Here is a 16,254-nt window from a genome sequence, read left to right as displayed (position 1 = left end):
TTTTGATTATAATAAATTCTTTGTTATTTTTAAAATATTTATGATATCATTTTTATTAATGAATAAATTTAAAAGAATGATTAATGAAAATTTTTATATATTGTATATATATTGAAAATATATAACATATTATGTTATATTTTGATTAATAATTTTGATAATTATGTTATAATGTAATATTATTAATATAATGATTTTTTAATTTACATAAAGGTATTATGATAACATGAAAGTAGTTTCAATTAATGAAATATATAACAATAATATTACAATTAATACTAATATTAAAATGTTTGGTTGGATACGTAATCGTAGACATTCAAATTCTGGTATTTCATTTATTGATATTTATGATGGTTCTCATATTAATCCAATACAAGTTATTATTAAAAAAAATATTGTAAACTATTCGGAAGTTTTAAAATTAACAGTAGGTTGTTCTATAGTAATTGAAGGTAAATTAATTTTTTCCATTAAAAATCAGCAAAAATATGAAATATATACTTATAAAATAGAAATTCTAGGTTGGGTAGATTTTCCTAATAATTATCCAATATCTTCTAAAAAACATACTTATGAAAATTTAAGAACAGTGCTGCACTTAAGACCTAGAACTAATTTCATTGGTACAATTTCTAGAATTAGAAACCATGTATTTCATGCGATGCATAATTTTTTATATAAAAATAATTATTATTGGATCCCTACTCCTATCATTACTAGTTTAGATTCAGAAGGTGCTGGTTCTATGTTTCACGTATCAACACTAGATATGAATAATATTCCAAAAAACAAACATGGAATTGTAGATTTTAAAAAAGATTTCTTTGGAAAAGAATCTTTTTTAACGGTTTCAGGTCAATTAACACTAGAATCTTATGCATGTGCTATGAAAAAAGTATATACTTTTGGACCAACATTTCGAGCAGAAAATTCTAATACTACTCGTCATTTATCAGAATTTTGGATGTTAGAAATAGAACAAGCATTTTCTACTCTTGAAGATATTTCGGTATTATCAGAAAAAATTATCAAATTTATTATAAAATATATTCTCAAAAATTGTGATTCTGATTTAAATTTTTTATGTAATCAATGTGATAAAAATATTTTTGAAAGATTAGAACAATTTTTGTCTTTAAAAATTGTACATATTGACTATGTAGATGCTATTAACATTTTATCAAATGCTAAAGTTAATTTTCAGAGTACGGTAAAATTTGGAATGGATTTTTTGTCTGAACATGAAAAATATCTTGTGGATAATTATTTTCATTCTGCTATTATAATTAAAAATTATCCTAAAAATTTGAAAGCATTTTATATGCGATTAAATGATGATCAAAAAACAGTAGCAGCTATGGATTTATTATTACCAAATATTGGTGAGATTATAGGAGGTTCACAAAGAGAAGAAAGAAAAGAAATTTTAGAATCTAGATTATTAGAATTAGGCTTACAAAAAAAATCTTATGAATGGTATATAGATTTACGTAGATATGGTAGTGTACCTCATTCCGGTTTTGGATTAGGTTTTGAAAGATTAATATCGTATATCACTGGCATTAAAAATGTTAGAGATATTATGCCATTTCCAAGAACAGTGAAAAATAATTTTTGTTAGTATGCATAAATTATTTTAATTAAAATACGATATAATATAATTTCAATATGAAATTTTCTTGATCATTGACATCTTTAGGTGAATATTATGAATAACATAAAAAAAATTATAATAGTGGTATTTTCAGTATTTTTTTTTATCAGTACTGTTCATGCAACAGTATTAGATAATCAGTATAGTAATAATAATAAAATACATATGTTAACTGCCAAAAATCAAAAATGTGCATATATTTTAAAAATTGATAATTTTGATTATGTTAATCATAATAATCTTCTTAATTTGATATTATATGGAACATTACATTCTGATTCTAATACGATGAGTTATTTTACATTAGGATATAATTATCACCAAAAAAATTTAAAATTTCAATATCAAGATTTAAATATTCAACCTGTAAACCCAATGATTATAGGTTTTTATATGAAAAAAATTGGAACTATAGAATATGGACAAGATTATAATTTAATGTATGATATGAATCATTTTATTCATAAAAATTTTTATAATGATTTTGATTTTCAAAAATTATCTCAAGATAATACTTATAATCTTAAAAGTTCTATGACGTATCGAAATACAAATTTTTTTGGATTAATAGAGAATTTAACTATAGCATTGCAATATCAATACCCCAATTGTGATATATATAATAATTGGTATAAAAGTATTTTAAGTCATTTCATTAGATATGACTGTAAAAAATTTGGTATTAGTATTGCTGGTATGTATGCTGCAGATATAAATCATTATATTAATAGTCAATTTAGTAAAAATGTAGATTACAAAAAAGAAAAATATGGATTAGCGTTTAAGTATCATTTTCATAATTTGCATTTTGCTAGTTTGTATAGTAAGTCGATTGATGTTCATGTTGATACATATAATAAAGATATATTATTTAAAAATCATCAGAATATTAATATATTTTTATCATATTATTTTACACATCGTATTTGTTTCAGTATAGGTTGTTTACAAAAATTTTCTTTTCAAAAAACTTATTATAATGTAGATTTAATAAAAACGATTAAAAAAGATCATCATATCAATTTTTTAAATTATTATAATAAATTAACTTTATCACTTGAATATTTATACAATAAAAATATTTTTTTATATTTTAATGACAAAATTGATCTTCTAGAAAATAAAAATATAAATTTGTTAAATTTAACTCATATAAAGAATCTTTTTCAAATGGGTGTAGTATACTTTTTTTAGAAAAAATTAATACTACTATTTTATTAGGAGATAGTAGTATTACAAATTTATTTTCTTTTAAATCATTATTAATACTTTTTATTAGTATTTTTTATGTAATTTTGTATTTTATTTTTTATATTTTCTGATTTTGTTCCAAAAACCACTTGTACTCCTAAACCAGAAATAATTACTCCAGAGGCACCTAAAATATTAATTTTTATTTTGTTGACTTTTTTAATATCTTTCACAGTAATACGAATTCTTGTAATACAAGCATCTAAATGAACAATATTTTTTATTCCTCCAAAAGATTCAATTAATAATGGTATGATTTTTTTTGAATTTTTATATATAGTACTTTTTGGAATTTTTTCTCTACCCGGGGTCATTAAATCGAAAAATTTAATAAAAAAGTAAAATATAATGTAATATATAAATCCATATATAATTCCTATAATTGGAAACATCCATATAGAATGTCCATTAATACCTAATATTATAAAATCAATTAAACCATGTGAAAAACTAGTTCCAGCATGCATATTTAATAATATACATATAGGAAACGCTATTCCTGCTAATATAGCATGTATAAAATATAATATAGGTGCAGTTAATAAAAATGAAAATTCAATTGGTTCTGTAATACCTGTTAGAAAGGCTGTTAAAGCAGCAGAAATCATCATTCCACCAATTTTTGCTCTATTTTTTTTATAAGCACAATGCCAAATAGCCATTGCTGCTCCAGGAAGACCATACATTTTAAATAAAAATCCCCCTGCTAATTTTCCAGCAGTACGGTCACCTGCCATATATCTAGCAATATCTCCATGAAAAATCTGACCTAATGAATTTTTATATTCTCCTATTTGCATTTGAAATGGAACATTCCATATATGATGTAAACCCAAAGGTATTAATGCACGTTCTACAAAACCATATATTCCAAATGCAAGAATAGGATTTTGGTAAGCAGCCCATTGTGAAAATATTTGTATCATATGGCTAATAGGCGGCCATACAAAAGATAATAAACATCCGAAAATGATTGCACAGAGTCCAGAAATAATTGGTATAAATCTTTTTCCAGAAAAAAAACCTAAATATTCTGGTAATTCAATTTTAGAAAATTGATTAAACAAATATGCTGTAATACTACCAGAAATAATCCCTCCTAATACTCCAAGATCACAAAAACTTTGATGATAATGATAAAAATGATTTTTTAATACCATAGGAATAATAATGGATGTTGTTTGTATCATAATATTATGGCAAATTACTGCAGCTAATGCAGCTGAACCATCATTGTTTGTAAATCCCAATGCAATACCTATTGCAAAAATTAATGGTATATTTTTAAATACAGATCCTCCAGCTGCTGCCATAATATTTGAAATAGTAACAGGAATAGTGATAAAATGTGCAGATCCAATTCCTAATAAAATACCAGCTATTGGTAATACTGATACTGGTAACATTAATGATTTTCCTAACTTTTGTAAATTTGCAAACATGTTTTTGAACATTTAATAAATTTCCTAAATATTTTTTATTATTTTTATAAATCAAATAATGTATAAAAATTTTTTTTAATTCTTTTTGACAAATCCAATATACTAATTTTTTTTAATTCTGCAATGTATTTTGCAATGTAAAATATATAAGATGGTTGATTGCATTTTCCGCGATAGGGTGTTGGAGATAAATATGGAGAATCTGTTTCAATGAGCATGCGATTCATTGGAACATATTGTATAATCTTATTCATATATTGAGCATTTTTAAAAGTAATAATTCCAGAAAATGAAATATAAAAATTTAAATTTAATAATTTTCTTATCATATCTATACTTCCTGTAAAGGAATGAATAATACCAGTACATGATTGAAAATATTTCTTGGATAAAATATTGATAGTATCAGATTCTGCATTTCTAGTATGTATAATAATTGGTTTTTTGTATTTTTGACCGAATTCTAAATGTTTTTCAAAAAAATAAATTTGTTGTTTTTTGTGTTTTTTAGAATAATGAAAATCTATACCAGTTTCACCTAATGCAATAATTTTTTTGTTATTTAAAATCTTTTTTTCTAATAAATCAATATTATTGATTATCATAATTTCGGAATTTAATGGATGAATACCACAGCTATATAAAATATTGGGATATCTTTTAAATAATTGAATAGATTGTTTATAATCTTGAATAGATGTGGAAACCGTTAAAATTAATTTAATATTTTTTTGATGTGCATTATTTAAAATATGAGTAATATTTTCAAATGAATTTTTTTTTTGCACAAGGTTTAAATGGCAATGAGAATCAATAAGATACATATAAATATTCTCTTTTGATATTTAATATTGTATAAAATACTAAAATATTTTCCATTTTATTAATTGTTTTAATAATAATATTTCTTGATTAATATTTTTAATATTTATTAATTGGTATCGACATTTTTGCCATGTTTTTAAAAGAATATATAAATTTTTATGTGAATATTGTTTTGATATTTTTTGAATGAGTGGAATATAATCTATATTAACCAATAATGAAAAAAAATTATTTTTAAATTTTAAACTATCCAAAAGTAAAATAATAATCCAGTATATTTTTGTACATATTTTGTTGTTATTTAAAATTGGTAATAATACTAAAAAATTTTTTTTCTCAATAATTTTAGAAATATTATAATATAAGTGATTTCTTAATGACCATATATTTTTGTATAAAAACTTTTTTGCTAATTCGGGATTATGATGATTACAACGTAAAGCAATTAAACATTCTATTTTTTTTGCTTGAGTATATTTTTTTAACCATGCCAATCCATCTTTTTCATTAGGTATAGGAGTTTGATATCGTAATAATCTACTTTTAAAAGTAGCATGTATTGTGTTTGTTTTTTTATTACCAAGAAAAAAGAATGTATTTTTAGGCGGTTCTTCTATTACTTTTAAAAGTATGTTAATTCCAAAAATTGTTAATGTACTATAGTCCGGAATCCAAATAATTTTTATTTTATTTTGTTGTGGTGTATTTTGAATTTTTTGTAAAATATTTCGAATATTTTCAGTGGATATATATTGTTTTTTTTTTTTTGGAAATAAAATGTAAAGATCTGGATGTTTTTTAGTATTTGTTAAAATACAATTTTTACATTTGTAACAATTTTTCATGCCAATGGGAGAATTACAAAATATCCACTTAATAATAGTCCAAATTAATTTAGAAATATTATTAATACTATGTGATTCAAGTATAATTGCATGATGTAAATTGTTATTTTGATAATTTGTAATAATTTTTTGATATATTTTTATTAACCATGGATATTGTATCATATATTTTTTTCTATCCATTGTATAAATTTATTTTCTATATCTTGATGAACAATATTTTTTTTTAAATTAGCATTAATAAAAATTTTTTTATTATTTTTATGTATCCATTTTAAATAAAAGTTTCGGGTTCGAATAAAAAAATTTAATTTTTTGTTTTCAAAATAATCGGTTTTTTTTCTTGATAAAATTCTTTGTATGGCAACACCAGGTAATACATCTAAATATATAGTTAAATCAGGACGTAAAGAACCTAATATGTTTTTTCTTAACATAGTCAGTAGTGTATTGTTAATTTTAAAACCACCTCCTTGATATGCATATGAAGATAGATCGTGTCTATCAGATATGACCCAGATGTTATTTTTTAGTGATGGTTGAATAATATTTTCTATTAATTGCATTCTAGCAGCGTACATAAGTAAAAGAATTGTTTTTTTATGTATATTTTCATATTTATGTTTTTTTTTAATGATGTTCCTTATATTTTCTGCAATTGGTGTACCTCCTGGTTCTCTAACCATAATAGTTTTAATATTATATTTTTTTAATATTTTTTGAATTACATTACAAGCATTTGTTTTACCAGATCCATCTATTCCTTCTACAACAATAAATTGATGATTTTTTATATTCATTATTTTAGGTGATAATTTTTTATTTTGTATGTTTTTGGATATATTCAATAATTGATTGTATTGTTTGAAAATTCTCAATTTCTTCATCTGGTATTTCTATATTAAATTTTTCTTCTATTGCCATAATCATTTCAATAATATCTAAAGAATCAATTTTTAAATCATGAATTAAATGAGTTTTGCTAGTAATTTTTTTATCTTTAGTTTCTATAATTTTAGAAATAATTTTTTTTATTTTTTGCTTTATATTTTGCATAGTGATCTTATATTTTTAAAATATGTTATATGGTATAATATATTATGTATATTAATAATAATATATTAAAAATTATTTAATTCATATACATTCCGCCATTAATATGAATAGTTTGACCGGTAATATATGATGCAGAATTAGAAGATAAAAATAATACAGCGGAAGCAATATCTTCTGGAGATCCAAATTTTTTTAATGGAATTTTAGATAAAAATTTTTTTTTTTGTTTTTTTGTAAGATATTTTGTCATATCTGTATTTATAATACCAGGTGCAATAATATTTGCTGTAATACCTTGCTTGGCAACTTCTAATGCTAATGTTTTATTAAATCCTATTATTGCTGATTTAAATGTTGAATAGTTAATTTGACCAATATTGCCAATATTACCTATCACGGATCCAATAGTAATTATTCTTCCAAATTTTTTTTTTATCATAGACTTAACAACTAATTTGGATACATAAAATATATAATTTAGATTTGTGATAACAGTATCATACCATTCTTTATAGTTCATGTTAATGAATAATTTATCATGATAAATAACAGCATTATTAATTAATATGTCGATATTTCCAAATTTTTTATGAATTTTTTTAATACAAATTAACGTTTCATATATGTTTTTTATATTTAAAACAATACCTATTCCATTTTTTTCTAATGTTTGATTAATAATGTTTTTTCCTTGTTTAGTTGTTGAGCTTCCAATTACGAACATATTATTATTAGAAAGTTTTTGTGCAATGGCTTTTCCAATTCCTCTATTTGCTCCAGTGATAAAAACAATTTTTTTTTTTTTGTTCATAATACCTTTTTTAATAAATTGAATGCTTTCTGTATATTATGTAATTTGTTGATTGCAATTGATTTTAATTCAGGAAATTGTTTATTTAATGTTGTTAAAATATTACTTGTACCAACTTCTAATATTAAAGAAGATTTTTTTTTAATGAAATTCATAGTTTTTTCCCATAGCACTGGTTTATATAGTTGTTTAATTAAAGAATTTCGAATAGTATGTTTAGAATGTTGTGGTGTTACAGTAATACTATTAATGATGCAATAATCAGTACTTTTAATAGAAATTTTTTTTATTTTTTTGAGTAATGGTCTTTTGATTTTTTTCATAATACTACAATGTGTAGCAAGATTTAGTGTGAGTGTAATAATTTTTTTTGCTCCTTGATTTTTACATTCAATACTTGTTTTTTCGACAGCTTCTTTGTGCCCTGATATAATAATTTGCTTACAAGGATTAATACTGGCAATATTAACAATATTACGCAGTGAATTTTTTTTACATATTTTTAAAATAGTACTTTTTTGCAGTCCAATAATTGCTTTCATTTGTACTGACTGATTTTGAATAATATTGTGCATTAATATTTCTCTTTTTTTTACCAATTGTATGGCATCTGAAAATTTTATTGCATTACTACATACTAATGCAGAATATTCTCCTAAACTATGTCCTGCAGCAATAATGGGATTAATACCTCCTAATTGTTTCCACAACCGGTATATAGAAACAGAAGCTGTTAGTATAAATGGTTGTATATATTTATTTTTTTGAAAAAAATGATTTGGTTTTTCTATATATTTCCAAATATTTTCATTTAAATATTCTGAAGCTTCTAAAAAAGTTTTTTTTATAATTCTATTTTTTTTAGACAGCAATAGTAATGCAAAAACATTTTGATAATTTTGACCCGGAAAAATCATTGCCATATTGATCATGAAATTCTTGTAATATTTTTAAAATAGTATAATGTTGATTATTCATATAAATATTATATATCAATGAATATCAATAAATATTTTTATATATTTTCGATTGATCTAAATATATTAGAGATAGTTATTTTTTTTTGATTAAAATTTTTTTTCCTTTATAAAATTTTTTGCTTGTTATACAATGTCGTAAATGAATTTCTTTACTAAATTTATCTACTGATAATGTTGGAGTTCTTAATTGATTATGAGATCTTCGCATTCCTCTTTTAGATCTTGTAGGTTTACTTTTTTGAACAGCCATATAAATTTTCCTTATGTATTAAGCATGGAGCAGTAATGTACTAAATTAATAATCATATATATATTATAACAATACAATAGCAATTGAGATATCTTTATATTTTATAATATTTTTAAATATTCTTGAAATCTTTTTTCTAAAGGTGCAAATATAGTGATTTTTTTATGGTTATTTGGATGATTAAAAGTAATTTTTTTTGCATGTAATAATATTTTTTGTAAAATATTATCTTTTTGTATTTTTTTATCTAAAATTTTATTTCCATAATCATGATCAAAAATAATGGGGTATCCAATGTATGCAGAATGTACTCGAATTTGATGTGTTCTTCCAGTCTTTGGGGTAATGGATACTAAAGTAGTATAATCAAATTTTTTTTTGACTTTAAAAATACTAATTGATTTTTTCCCATTTTGATTGATTGTAACTATTTTTTTTCCATTTTGTAATTTTTTTTTTACTAAAGGTTGAGAAACAATAATTTTATTTTTTAAAAATACTCCATGTGTCAAAGCAAGATATTTTTTTTGGATTTTTTGCATTCGAAATTGTTCGTGTAAATTTTTTAAAGAAGATTTTTTTTTTGCTATTATTAGTACTCCGGAAGTATTTCGATCTAAACGATGTACTAATTCTAAGTATTTATCTTGAGGATTTAATATTCTTAATCCTTCTATAATTCCGAATTTTAGACCACTACCTCCATGTACTGCAATGCCAGAAGGTTTATTAATAATTAATAAATATTTATCTTCATATAAAATACATGATAATAATTTTTTTTTAAATTCTTTATTTAAAAATAATGTTTTACTTTTTTTTTCTTGTAAATATATGTTAGAAATTTGTAAGATATCTCCTAATTGTAATTTATAACAGGGTGTAATTTTTCTTTGATTGATTTTAATTTTTCCGAGACGAATCATTTTATAAAGTAAACTTTTTGGTGTTCTATAAAAATTAGAACGTATAAAATTATCTATTCTTTGATTTTTGGAATGATATTGAATTTTTTTAATAAACATATGTATATTTTATCTTTATTTGTTAAGCTGTACATGATAATATTATCATATATTATTATTTATTTTTTATTTTTATTTATGGTATGATAAATCTATACTAATGAAATATTTTTATACTATTCTTATTGGTAAGTTAATTAAAAAAAAATGTTTATGTAAAAATGTATTTATTATATAATAACTTATTATTTAAATACTTATTTTGATAATAAGATATTAATAATTATTTTTTCAAGAATTACATCTTTTTTTCAGTATATAGTTTTATATTGAGGAATGGAATCGTATTTTTAGTGTAGTATAAATAATAAAAATTTTTGGTATTATCAAGATTGTTTTTATTGTTATATATACAATGATATTTTAACATTATATAAAATATTTATTTAGATATTTAGAGATTTAGAGATTTAGAGATTTAGAGATTGTGATAGAATCAATTTCATTTTTTATTATTAATTATTTTTCCATTTTTGGAGATTTTTATGCATTATTTAAAATCCTTTTTAAATTTTTTGATCATTTTTATATTTTAGTATGATATGTGTTATTATTAAAGCAATGATGATGAACTGTTTTGTAATAATGTTATGATGATATATATCTTTTAATGATATAAATATTCATTATGATATTTCTGGAAAACATACATTTTTTGGAAATACGTATTTTATATTATGATTCTTTATCAATTTATTTATGAAGAACATTTTATGAAGTAAATTGTTTTTATTGTTAAAAAACAATATAATATCTATTTTTTATTTTTTAATATATAACACGATGAATACTTTTTGTTAACATTATAGTTTTTATATTGTTAGATTAATATTTTATGAGATATCCCGAAACATTAAAATTTTCAAAACAGTTGGTATATTTTTAGATGCAATAGAAAGTGTTTTGATTGTAATATATGGTTGATTCATTCTAATGAATGAACCATATCTTATTATTTTATGAATTATATCAAGATGATATGGAGGGAGAATGGCAGGTTACTAAATAGTTATAGTATTTATTAAAAATACTAACTAAAAACATGAAAATATTTTTAAATGTTGAACACATTAGAAACTTTACATGCTATATTATAGTATATGATATGTATAGAATTTTTATATTTAGTAATATACAAATTTTTACGTTTTATTGAAAATATTTTATAGTCAAATATATTATATTATTGATAATATACGTTTTTATAAAAATAATTTTATTATTTATAACTAGATAAATATTTATAAATATTTTATAATAGATTGGTATTTTGAAAAATTTGAAAATATTTAAATAAATATATTTATTGATATTTATTTTTTGAAAGTAAAAAGAATGATATATTATTGTGTAGTATAATAATTATTTGCAATAATATGCGTTATTATTATAATAATATTATAAATGATTATCTGATATGTTGATATCTAATATTTTAAAAAATTCTTTTAACATCTTCTAATTTTACAGTTCCCATTAATCCTAGGTTGACTATATATTTTCCAGATTCAGAAATTTTTTCAATTCCTTTGATGATACCATGTACGAATGGTTCTATATCAAATGAATGAATGTTATTATTAGCAAGAATTGAAAGATTATATACTCCAGTACTGACTACGTTCTTATCATCAATTTTACCATTCCAATAATATAAATAATTTCCAGATTTTTGATTGTTAATTTTATGTGAAAATATTAAATTATTGTGCATATCCTTAATTTTAATAAACGTGAATGTAGTATCTTGTGGTAGAAAATATCCATATATGATATCTTTATTTTCAATATGGATAATTTTTGAACCTGAAATTAAAACATTATGACCTATTAATGAAGATATATTTAAGAAGTTATTGTTGTTTATCTTTTGTATAGAGTCTTCTATATTATTATTGATGTTATTTATATTTTTATTACTATTATTTGAATTAATTGAGTTAGAATAATGATTATTCTTTTTGATATGCACATTATCATTATTCATTGTAGCTTTTAAAATTTCTAAAAATTTATTTTCCAAATTATTTTTTTGATTTATATTAATATAGCTATTATTACGATTAATTACATTATACGATATAATTGAATTAATATTACTAAATACATTCATAAATATATCCTTTATTAAATTAATAACTTATTTGTAGTGTTCTGAAATCTGATTTTCTATTATTCAAGACTAAAAGAAATATTTTTAAAAAATTTTGTAAATTTTTTAAAGTATTTTAATGTGATTATATTAATTGAATATTGTGTTTGTATAAATATAAAAAATAATTTTGAGTGTTAGTTATACAAAAACATTTTTTATTTTTCATATTGATTAATAAAATGTTATTTTCAATATATTCGGTACTGTATAAATACAAAGGATTTTTTATATACTATTTTAAGATTGTAGATGTTTATATTTTTTATAGAAAGTTATTATTTCTTTAAAAAAGTAATCAAGTATTTTGAATATTTTAAAATATTTTATTGTGAAATATTGATATGTATGAAAAATTCTTATAAAATTTTGAAGATTGTTAAGATAATAACCAGAAATAGATAAATTATCAACACGAATCTTAAAAAATTAGTTGAAGGTGTTTTAGATTTTAGAAATATTAGAATATTTCTATTAGTTCTTTTTTTCGGAGGAGGAGAGATTCGAACTCTCGGATAAGTATAACTTATCGGCGGTTTTCAAGACCGCTGCCTTAAACCACTCGGCCACCCCTCCAAGATTTTAAAATTTTCTTTTAAATCTATTGAAAACTATTGTAGTACAATTGTTATTACATGTAAAGTAATTAAAACACAAACTGAAAATAAAATTTTATTTGATATCGATTATAAAAATATAATTGGACAATATCTTCAATATTGTTTAAAATAGTATATAGTATTTATTTCTGGCGCGTTGACAGATTGGTTATGTGGCGGATTGCAAATCCGTATAATCTGGTTCAATTCCAGAACGCGCCTTTAAAATATATGCCCGGATGGTGAAATAGGTAAACACAAGGGACTTAAAATCCCTCGGCTTAACAGCTTTGCGGGTTCGATTCCCGCTCTGGGTAATAAAATATCCTACTTTTATGTAATAAATATAGATTCATATATATTAAAGTGATTGTCATTTTTTATAATTTTATAATTTCCAAAAATATTTTTTAATAAATTTTTACAAGATATATATGAATGTACTACAATTCTTATTTTTCCGTTTTTATATAAAAATTTTTTTGCATTTTTAATAATTTTATAAATAATAGAATTGTTATTATGTATACCGTAATGTGTTGGTGGATTTGAAATAATTAAATGAAATTTTTTTTTTATTTTAGAATATATATTACTGTATAAAACAGCTCCATTTATTTTATTATTTTTTAAATTATATTTACTGCATAAAATAGCAGTACTATTATTATCAATAAGTGTAATTTGGGTTTTTGGAAATATTTTTTTTAATATAATTGATAAAATTCCTGATCCCGAACCAATTTCTAATACATTTCCTATAATATTACTTTTTTGAAAAGTAGAAATCATTAATAAACTTCCTTTATCAATTCCTTTATAATCAAATACTCCAGGTAGTGTAGTAATTTTTATATTATTAATACTATATTGTTTAATAAATTTTTTAAATACAAAAACTTTACTTGTGGTATTTATTCCATAATATAAAATACATTTTTTTCTATAATCTATTTTTTTACATACTATCCAGTTTTTTAGAAATTTGACTATACTTTTAATTCCGAATTTTTTTCTTCCAACAATAAATATTTTTTGATTAATATTCATAATAGATATCAAGTACGTTAGTTGGAATTTAGATTCAATTTTATTTCTCATCCAAAAAAATATTAACGTAGTACAATTTGATATAAATTCTTTTTTTGGTAAAATTCTAAAACAAATATTTTTTTTTGGAAAACTTTTTAGTATATTTTCATTATGTATTTGTCGTATATGTAATTTATTTTTTACATTCTTAAAAAATAAAAAAATTTCATCTTGAACATTTCCAGAAAATAAAATATTTTGATTAGTAAAGATTTTTTTATTTTTAATGATGACTTGACTTTCATCACAAAGAGACAATGTATATCACCTTTGTTCAACACAAATAATTAATTAATAATACAATATAGTAATCTTATTATTAAATAACATATTATTATTTAATAATGTATTATGTATACATTTTATATTTTACAATATCTTAATATAAATTTTAAATAGATGTATAAAATATGTTAAAAATTCGTCCGATTGAATTTAAAGGAAATATTTTTACATTATTGGTACTTTATATAAAAAACTATACTGCAGAAGTAATTAAAAATTATATATTAAAGAAAATAAAAAAATATCCTATTTTTTTAAAAAATACCCCTATTGTAATTAATATATCTTATTTACCTCATTTAATAAATTGGAATAATATTTACAATGCAATTATTTCTACTGGTTTACATATTGTTGGTATTACTAAAGATTTTCATCGTAATTTTCAGAAAGATATTTTACGATCAGGATTGCCTATTTTTTCTGAAGGTAAAAATATTTTTAATATCATGAATGTTTTAAAAAAAAAAAATTATTCTGAGAATCGGTATTATAATCAACCAAAAATAATTACTCATCCTGTTCGATCTGGACAAAAAATATTTGTTCATTCAAAAGATTTAATTATTACTAATAATGTCAGTGCTGGAGCAGAATTAATTGCTGATGGAGATATTCATATTTATGGAATTATGAGAGGTCGTGTACTTGCTGGAATGAATGGAGATATTACTAGGAATATTTTTTGTACGAAATGTTTTGCTGAATTAATTTCTATTGCAGGAGAATATTTATTAAGTGACCAAATACCAATTCATTTTTTAGGTAAAGGGGTACATATTTATTTAAAAAATAATATTTTATTTATTTATCCATTATTGTAAAATTATTATAAAAAATGGAATAGATATATGGCTCGTATTATTGTTGTTACTTCAGGGAAAGGAGGGGTAGGAAAAACTACTTCTAGTGCAGCAATTGCAACAGGTCTTTCTCAATTAGGTTATAAAACTATAGTGATTGATTTTGACATTGGATTACGTAATTTAGATTTAGTTATGGGCTGCGAAAGAAAAGTAGTATATGATTTTATTAATGTGATTGAAGGTGATGCTACTATTCATCAAGCGATGATAAAAGATAAATATACAGATCATTTGTTTATTTTACCTGCTTCACAAACAAGAAATAAAGATTCTTTAACTAAAGATGGTATTAAGAGTATTTTACAAAAATTATTAGAAATGCAATTTGAATTTATTATTTGTGATTCTCCCGCAGGTATTGAAACAGGAGCAATATTATCAATGTATTTTGCAGATGAAGCTATTGTTATTGCAAACCCGGAAGTATCTTCGGTTCGAGATGCTGATAGGATTTTAGGAATGATTTCTTCTGCATGTCAAAGGTTTCAAAAAAATCAATTACCTATAAAAGAATATTTATTATTAACTCGATATAATCCAATTCGTGTAAAACAAGGGGACATGTTAAGCATGAAAGATGTTGAAGAAGTTTTACAAATACCGATTATTGGTGTAATACCAGAAGATACTGCTGTATTGCAGGCATCTAATAAAGGAGAATCAATTATACTAAATCGTTCTTCTATAGCAGGAAAAACATATTTTGATACTGTTTATAGATTATTAGGGAAAAAGTGTGATTTTAGATTTCTTAAAGAAAAAAAAATGGGTTTTTTTTCAAGGTTCTTTTGGAGATAGATAATGTCATTTTTAGAGTTTTTTTTATCTCGAAAAAAAAACACAGCCCAAATAGCTAAAAAAAGACTACAAATTATTATTAAAAATAATACAAATAATATTAATTACTGTAAATATTTTGTAAATTTGAAAAAAGAATTATTTTTTGTGATTGAAAAATATATAAAAATTACACCAAAAATTTTTAATGTTCAAATAAATCAAAAAATTCCAAATACTTTAGTTATAAAATTACATCGAATACAAAAAAAAGATCATAACATATATTAATGAGGAATGTTAAAATCATTAATATAGAAATTTAATAATATATTTTTGAT

The 16,254-nt window shown here is 21.6% G+C and carries 16 protein-coding genes and 2 tRNA genes; 6 read left to right on the top strand and 12 right to left on the bottom strand.

Annotated elements, in window-relative coordinates; all coding sequences use genetic code 11:
- Nucleotides 1-226: 226 nt before the first annotated feature.
- Nucleotides 227-1,624, top strand: coding sequence for an asparagine--tRNA ligase (gene asnS, locus AB4W53_RS01260; protein WP_367671627.1), 1,398 nt, complete (start codon nucleotides 227-229; stop codon nucleotides 1,622-1,624).
- 87 nt (nucleotides 1,625-1,711) lie between these two features.
- On the top strand, nucleotides 1,712-2,851 hold the full coding sequence (locus tag AB4W53_RS01255) for a porin (protein ID WP_367671626.1): 1,140 nt from the start codon (nucleotides 1,712-1,714) through the stop codon (nucleotides 2,849-2,851).
- 68 nt (nucleotides 2,852-2,919) lie between these two features.
- Here the strand turns inward: AB4W53_RS01255 and ptsG are convergent, their stop codons facing one another.
- The 11 genes from ptsG to AB4W53_RS01200 form a co-directional block, all read right to left on the bottom strand.
- Nucleotides 2,920-4,362 (bottom strand): PTS glucose transporter subunit IIBC, encoded by a 1,443-nt coding sequence (gene ptsG, locus AB4W53_RS01250; RefSeq protein WP_367671624.1) that lies wholly within the window; start codon nucleotides 4,360-4,362, stop codon nucleotides 2,920-2,922.
- Nucleotides 4,363-4,394: 32 nt separating this feature from the next.
- Nucleotides 4,395-5,174 carry a TatD family hydrolase gene (locus AB4W53_RS01245; RefSeq protein WP_367671622.1) on the bottom strand — a complete coding sequence of 260 codons (780 nt, stop codon included), beginning with the start codon at nucleotides 5,172-5,174 and terminating at the stop codon, nucleotides 4,395-4,397.
- A 39-nt stretch (nucleotides 5,175-5,213) separates the two neighbouring features.
- Nucleotides 5,214-6,185 (bottom strand): DNA polymerase III subunit delta' C-terminal domain-containing protein, encoded by a 972-nt coding sequence (locus tag AB4W53_RS01240; protein ID WP_367671620.1) that lies wholly within the window; start codon nucleotides 6,183-6,185, stop codon nucleotides 5,214-5,216.
- Complete coding sequence (tmk, locus tag AB4W53_RS01235) at nucleotides 6,182-6,814, bottom strand: dTMP kinase (protein ID WP_367672131.1); 633 nt, start codon at nucleotides 6,812-6,814, stop codon at nucleotides 6,182-6,184. Before tmk ends, AB4W53_RS01240 begins: the two co-directional genes overlap by 4 nt.
- A gap of 25 nt (nucleotides 6,815-6,839) precedes the next feature.
- Nucleotides 6,840-7,076: an acyl carrier protein gene (gene acpP / locus AB4W53_RS01230; RefSeq protein ID WP_367671618.1), complete on the bottom strand. Its 237-nt coding sequence runs from the start codon at nucleotides 7,074-7,076 to the stop codon at nucleotides 6,840-6,842.
- A 76-nt stretch (nucleotides 7,077-7,152) separates the two neighbouring features.
- A complete protein-coding gene (gene fabG, locus AB4W53_RS01225) occupies nucleotides 7,153-7,887 on the bottom strand; it encodes a 3-oxoacyl-ACP reductase FabG (RefSeq protein ID WP_367671617.1) in 735 nt (244 codons plus the stop codon).
- Entirely contained in the window at nucleotides 7,884-8,819 is a 936-nt protein-coding gene (locus tag AB4W53_RS01220) for an ACP S-malonyltransferase (protein WP_367671616.1), read from the bottom strand. The genes fabG and AB4W53_RS01220 overlap by 4 nt, the downstream gene beginning before the upstream one ends.
- Nucleotides 8,820-8,940: 121 nt before the next feature.
- Nucleotides 8,941-9,117 carry a 50S ribosomal protein L32 gene (gene rpmF / locus AB4W53_RS01215; protein WP_367671614.1) on the bottom strand — a complete coding sequence of 59 codons (177 nt, stop codon included), beginning with the start codon at nucleotides 9,115-9,117 and terminating at the stop codon, nucleotides 8,941-8,943.
- A gap of 101 nt (nucleotides 9,118-9,218) precedes the next feature.
- Nucleotides 9,219-10,142 (bottom strand): RluA family pseudouridine synthase, encoded by a 924-nt coding sequence (locus tag AB4W53_RS01210; protein ID WP_367671612.1) that lies wholly within the window; start codon nucleotides 10,140-10,142, stop codon nucleotides 9,219-9,221.
- 1,435 nt (nucleotides 10,143-11,577) lie between these two features.
- Nucleotides 11,578-12,255 (bottom strand): hypothetical protein, encoded by a 678-nt coding sequence (locus tag AB4W53_RS01205; protein WP_367671610.1) that lies wholly within the window; start codon nucleotides 12,253-12,255, stop codon nucleotides 11,578-11,580.
- A 527-nt stretch (nucleotides 12,256-12,782) separates the two neighbouring features.
- Nucleotides 12,783-12,870: transfer RNA gene (locus AB4W53_RS01200), tRNA-Ser, on the bottom strand.
- A 256-nt stretch (nucleotides 12,871-13,126) separates the two neighbouring features.
- Here AB4W53_RS01200 and AB4W53_RS01195 point away from each other — a divergent pair.
- A tRNA-Leu gene (locus AB4W53_RS01195) sits at nucleotides 13,127-13,210 on the top strand.
- 16 nt (nucleotides 13,211-13,226) lie between these two features.
- Here the strand turns inward: AB4W53_RS01195 and rsmC are convergent.
- Nucleotides 13,227-14,243, bottom strand: coding sequence for a 16S rRNA (guanine(1207)-N(2))-methyltransferase RsmC (gene rsmC / locus AB4W53_RS01190; RefSeq protein ID WP_367671609.1), 1,017 nt, complete (start codon nucleotides 14,241-14,243; stop codon nucleotides 13,227-13,229).
- A gap of 152 nt (nucleotides 14,244-14,395) precedes the next feature.
- On the opposite strand from rsmC, the gene minC reads away from it, so the two are divergent.
- Genes minC through minE form a run of 3 tightly spaced genes read left to right on the top strand, consistent with a single transcriptional unit; the run spans nucleotide 14,396 to nucleotide 16,204 of the window.
- On the top strand, nucleotides 14,396-15,094 hold the full coding sequence (gene minC, locus AB4W53_RS01185; protein WP_367671607.1) for a septum site-determining protein MinC: 699 nt from the start codon (nucleotides 14,396-14,398) through the stop codon (nucleotides 15,092-15,094).
- Between the two features lie 27 nt (nucleotides 15,095-15,121).
- Nucleotides 15,122-15,934: a septum site-determining protein MinD gene (gene minD, locus AB4W53_RS01180; protein ID WP_367671605.1), complete on the top strand. Its 813-nt coding sequence runs from the start codon at nucleotides 15,122-15,124 to the stop codon at nucleotides 15,932-15,934.
- A 3-nt stretch (nucleotides 15,935-15,937) separates the two neighbouring features.
- A complete protein-coding gene (gene minE, locus AB4W53_RS01175; protein ID WP_367671604.1) occupies nucleotides 15,938-16,204 on the top strand; it encodes a cell division topological specificity factor MinE in 267 nt (88 codons plus the stop codon).
- Nucleotides 16,205-16,254: the final 50 nt, after the last annotated feature.

It is taken from the genome of Buchnera aphidicola (Myzocallis carpini), from assembly GCF_964059025.1.
Taxonomy (GTDB): Bacteria; Pseudomonadota; Gammaproteobacteria; order Enterobacterales; family Enterobacteriaceae; genus Buchnera_L; species Buchnera_L aphidicola_AK.
This window is presented reverse-complemented; position numbering and strand designations above follow the sequence as displayed.

Bases quoted from the DNA above. Each gene is read 5' to 3' on its own strand.
- asnS (WP_367671627.1), top strand. From the start codon at position 227: ATGAAAGTAGTTTCAATTAATGAAATATATAACAATAATATTACAATT.
- AB4W53_RS01255 (WP_367671626.1), top strand. From the start codon at position 1,712: ATGAATAACATAAAAAAAATTATAATAGTGGTATTTTCAGTATTTTTT.
- ptsG (WP_367671624.1), bottom strand. From the start codon at position 4,362: ATGTTCAAAAACATGTTTGCAAATTTACAAAAGTTAGGAAAATCATTA.
- AB4W53_RS01245 (WP_367671622.1), bottom strand. From the start codon at position 5,174: ATGTATCTTATTGATTCTCATTGCCATTTAAACCTTGTGCAAAAAAAA.
- AB4W53_RS01240 (WP_367671620.1), bottom strand. From the start codon at position 6,185: ATGATACAATATCCATGGTTAATAAAAATATATCAAAAAATTATTACA.
- acpP (WP_367671618.1), bottom strand. From the start codon at position 7,076: ATGCAAAATATAAAGCAAAAAATAAAAAAAATTATTTCTAAAATTATA.
- fabG (WP_367671617.1), bottom strand. From the start codon at position 7,887: ATGAACAAAAAAAAAAAAATTGTTTTTATCACTGGAGCAAATAGAGGA.
- AB4W53_RS01220 (WP_367671616.1), bottom strand. From the start codon at position 8,819: ATGATCAATATGGCAATGATTTTTCCGGGTCAAAATTATCAAAATGTT.
- rpmF (WP_367671614.1), bottom strand. From the start codon at position 9,117: ATGGCTGTTCAAAAAAGTAAACCTACAAGATCTAAAAGAGGAATGCGA.
- AB4W53_RS01210 (WP_367671612.1), bottom strand. From the start codon at position 10,142: ATGTTTATTAAAAAAATTCAATATCATTCCAAAAATCAAAGAATAGAT.
- AB4W53_RS01205 (WP_367671610.1), bottom strand. From the start codon at position 12,255: ATGAATGTATTTAGTAATATTAATTCAATTATATCGTATAATGTAATT.
- minC (WP_367671607.1), top strand. From the start codon at position 14,396: ATGTTAAAAATTCGTCCGATTGAATTTAAAGGAAATATTTTTACATTA.
- minD (WP_367671605.1), top strand. From the start codon at position 15,122: ATGGCTCGTATTATTGTTGTTACTTCAGGGAAAGGAGGGGTAGGAAAA.
- minE (WP_367671604.1), top strand. From the start codon at position 15,938: ATGTCATTTTTAGAGTTTTTTTTATCTCGAAAAAAAAACACAGCCCAA.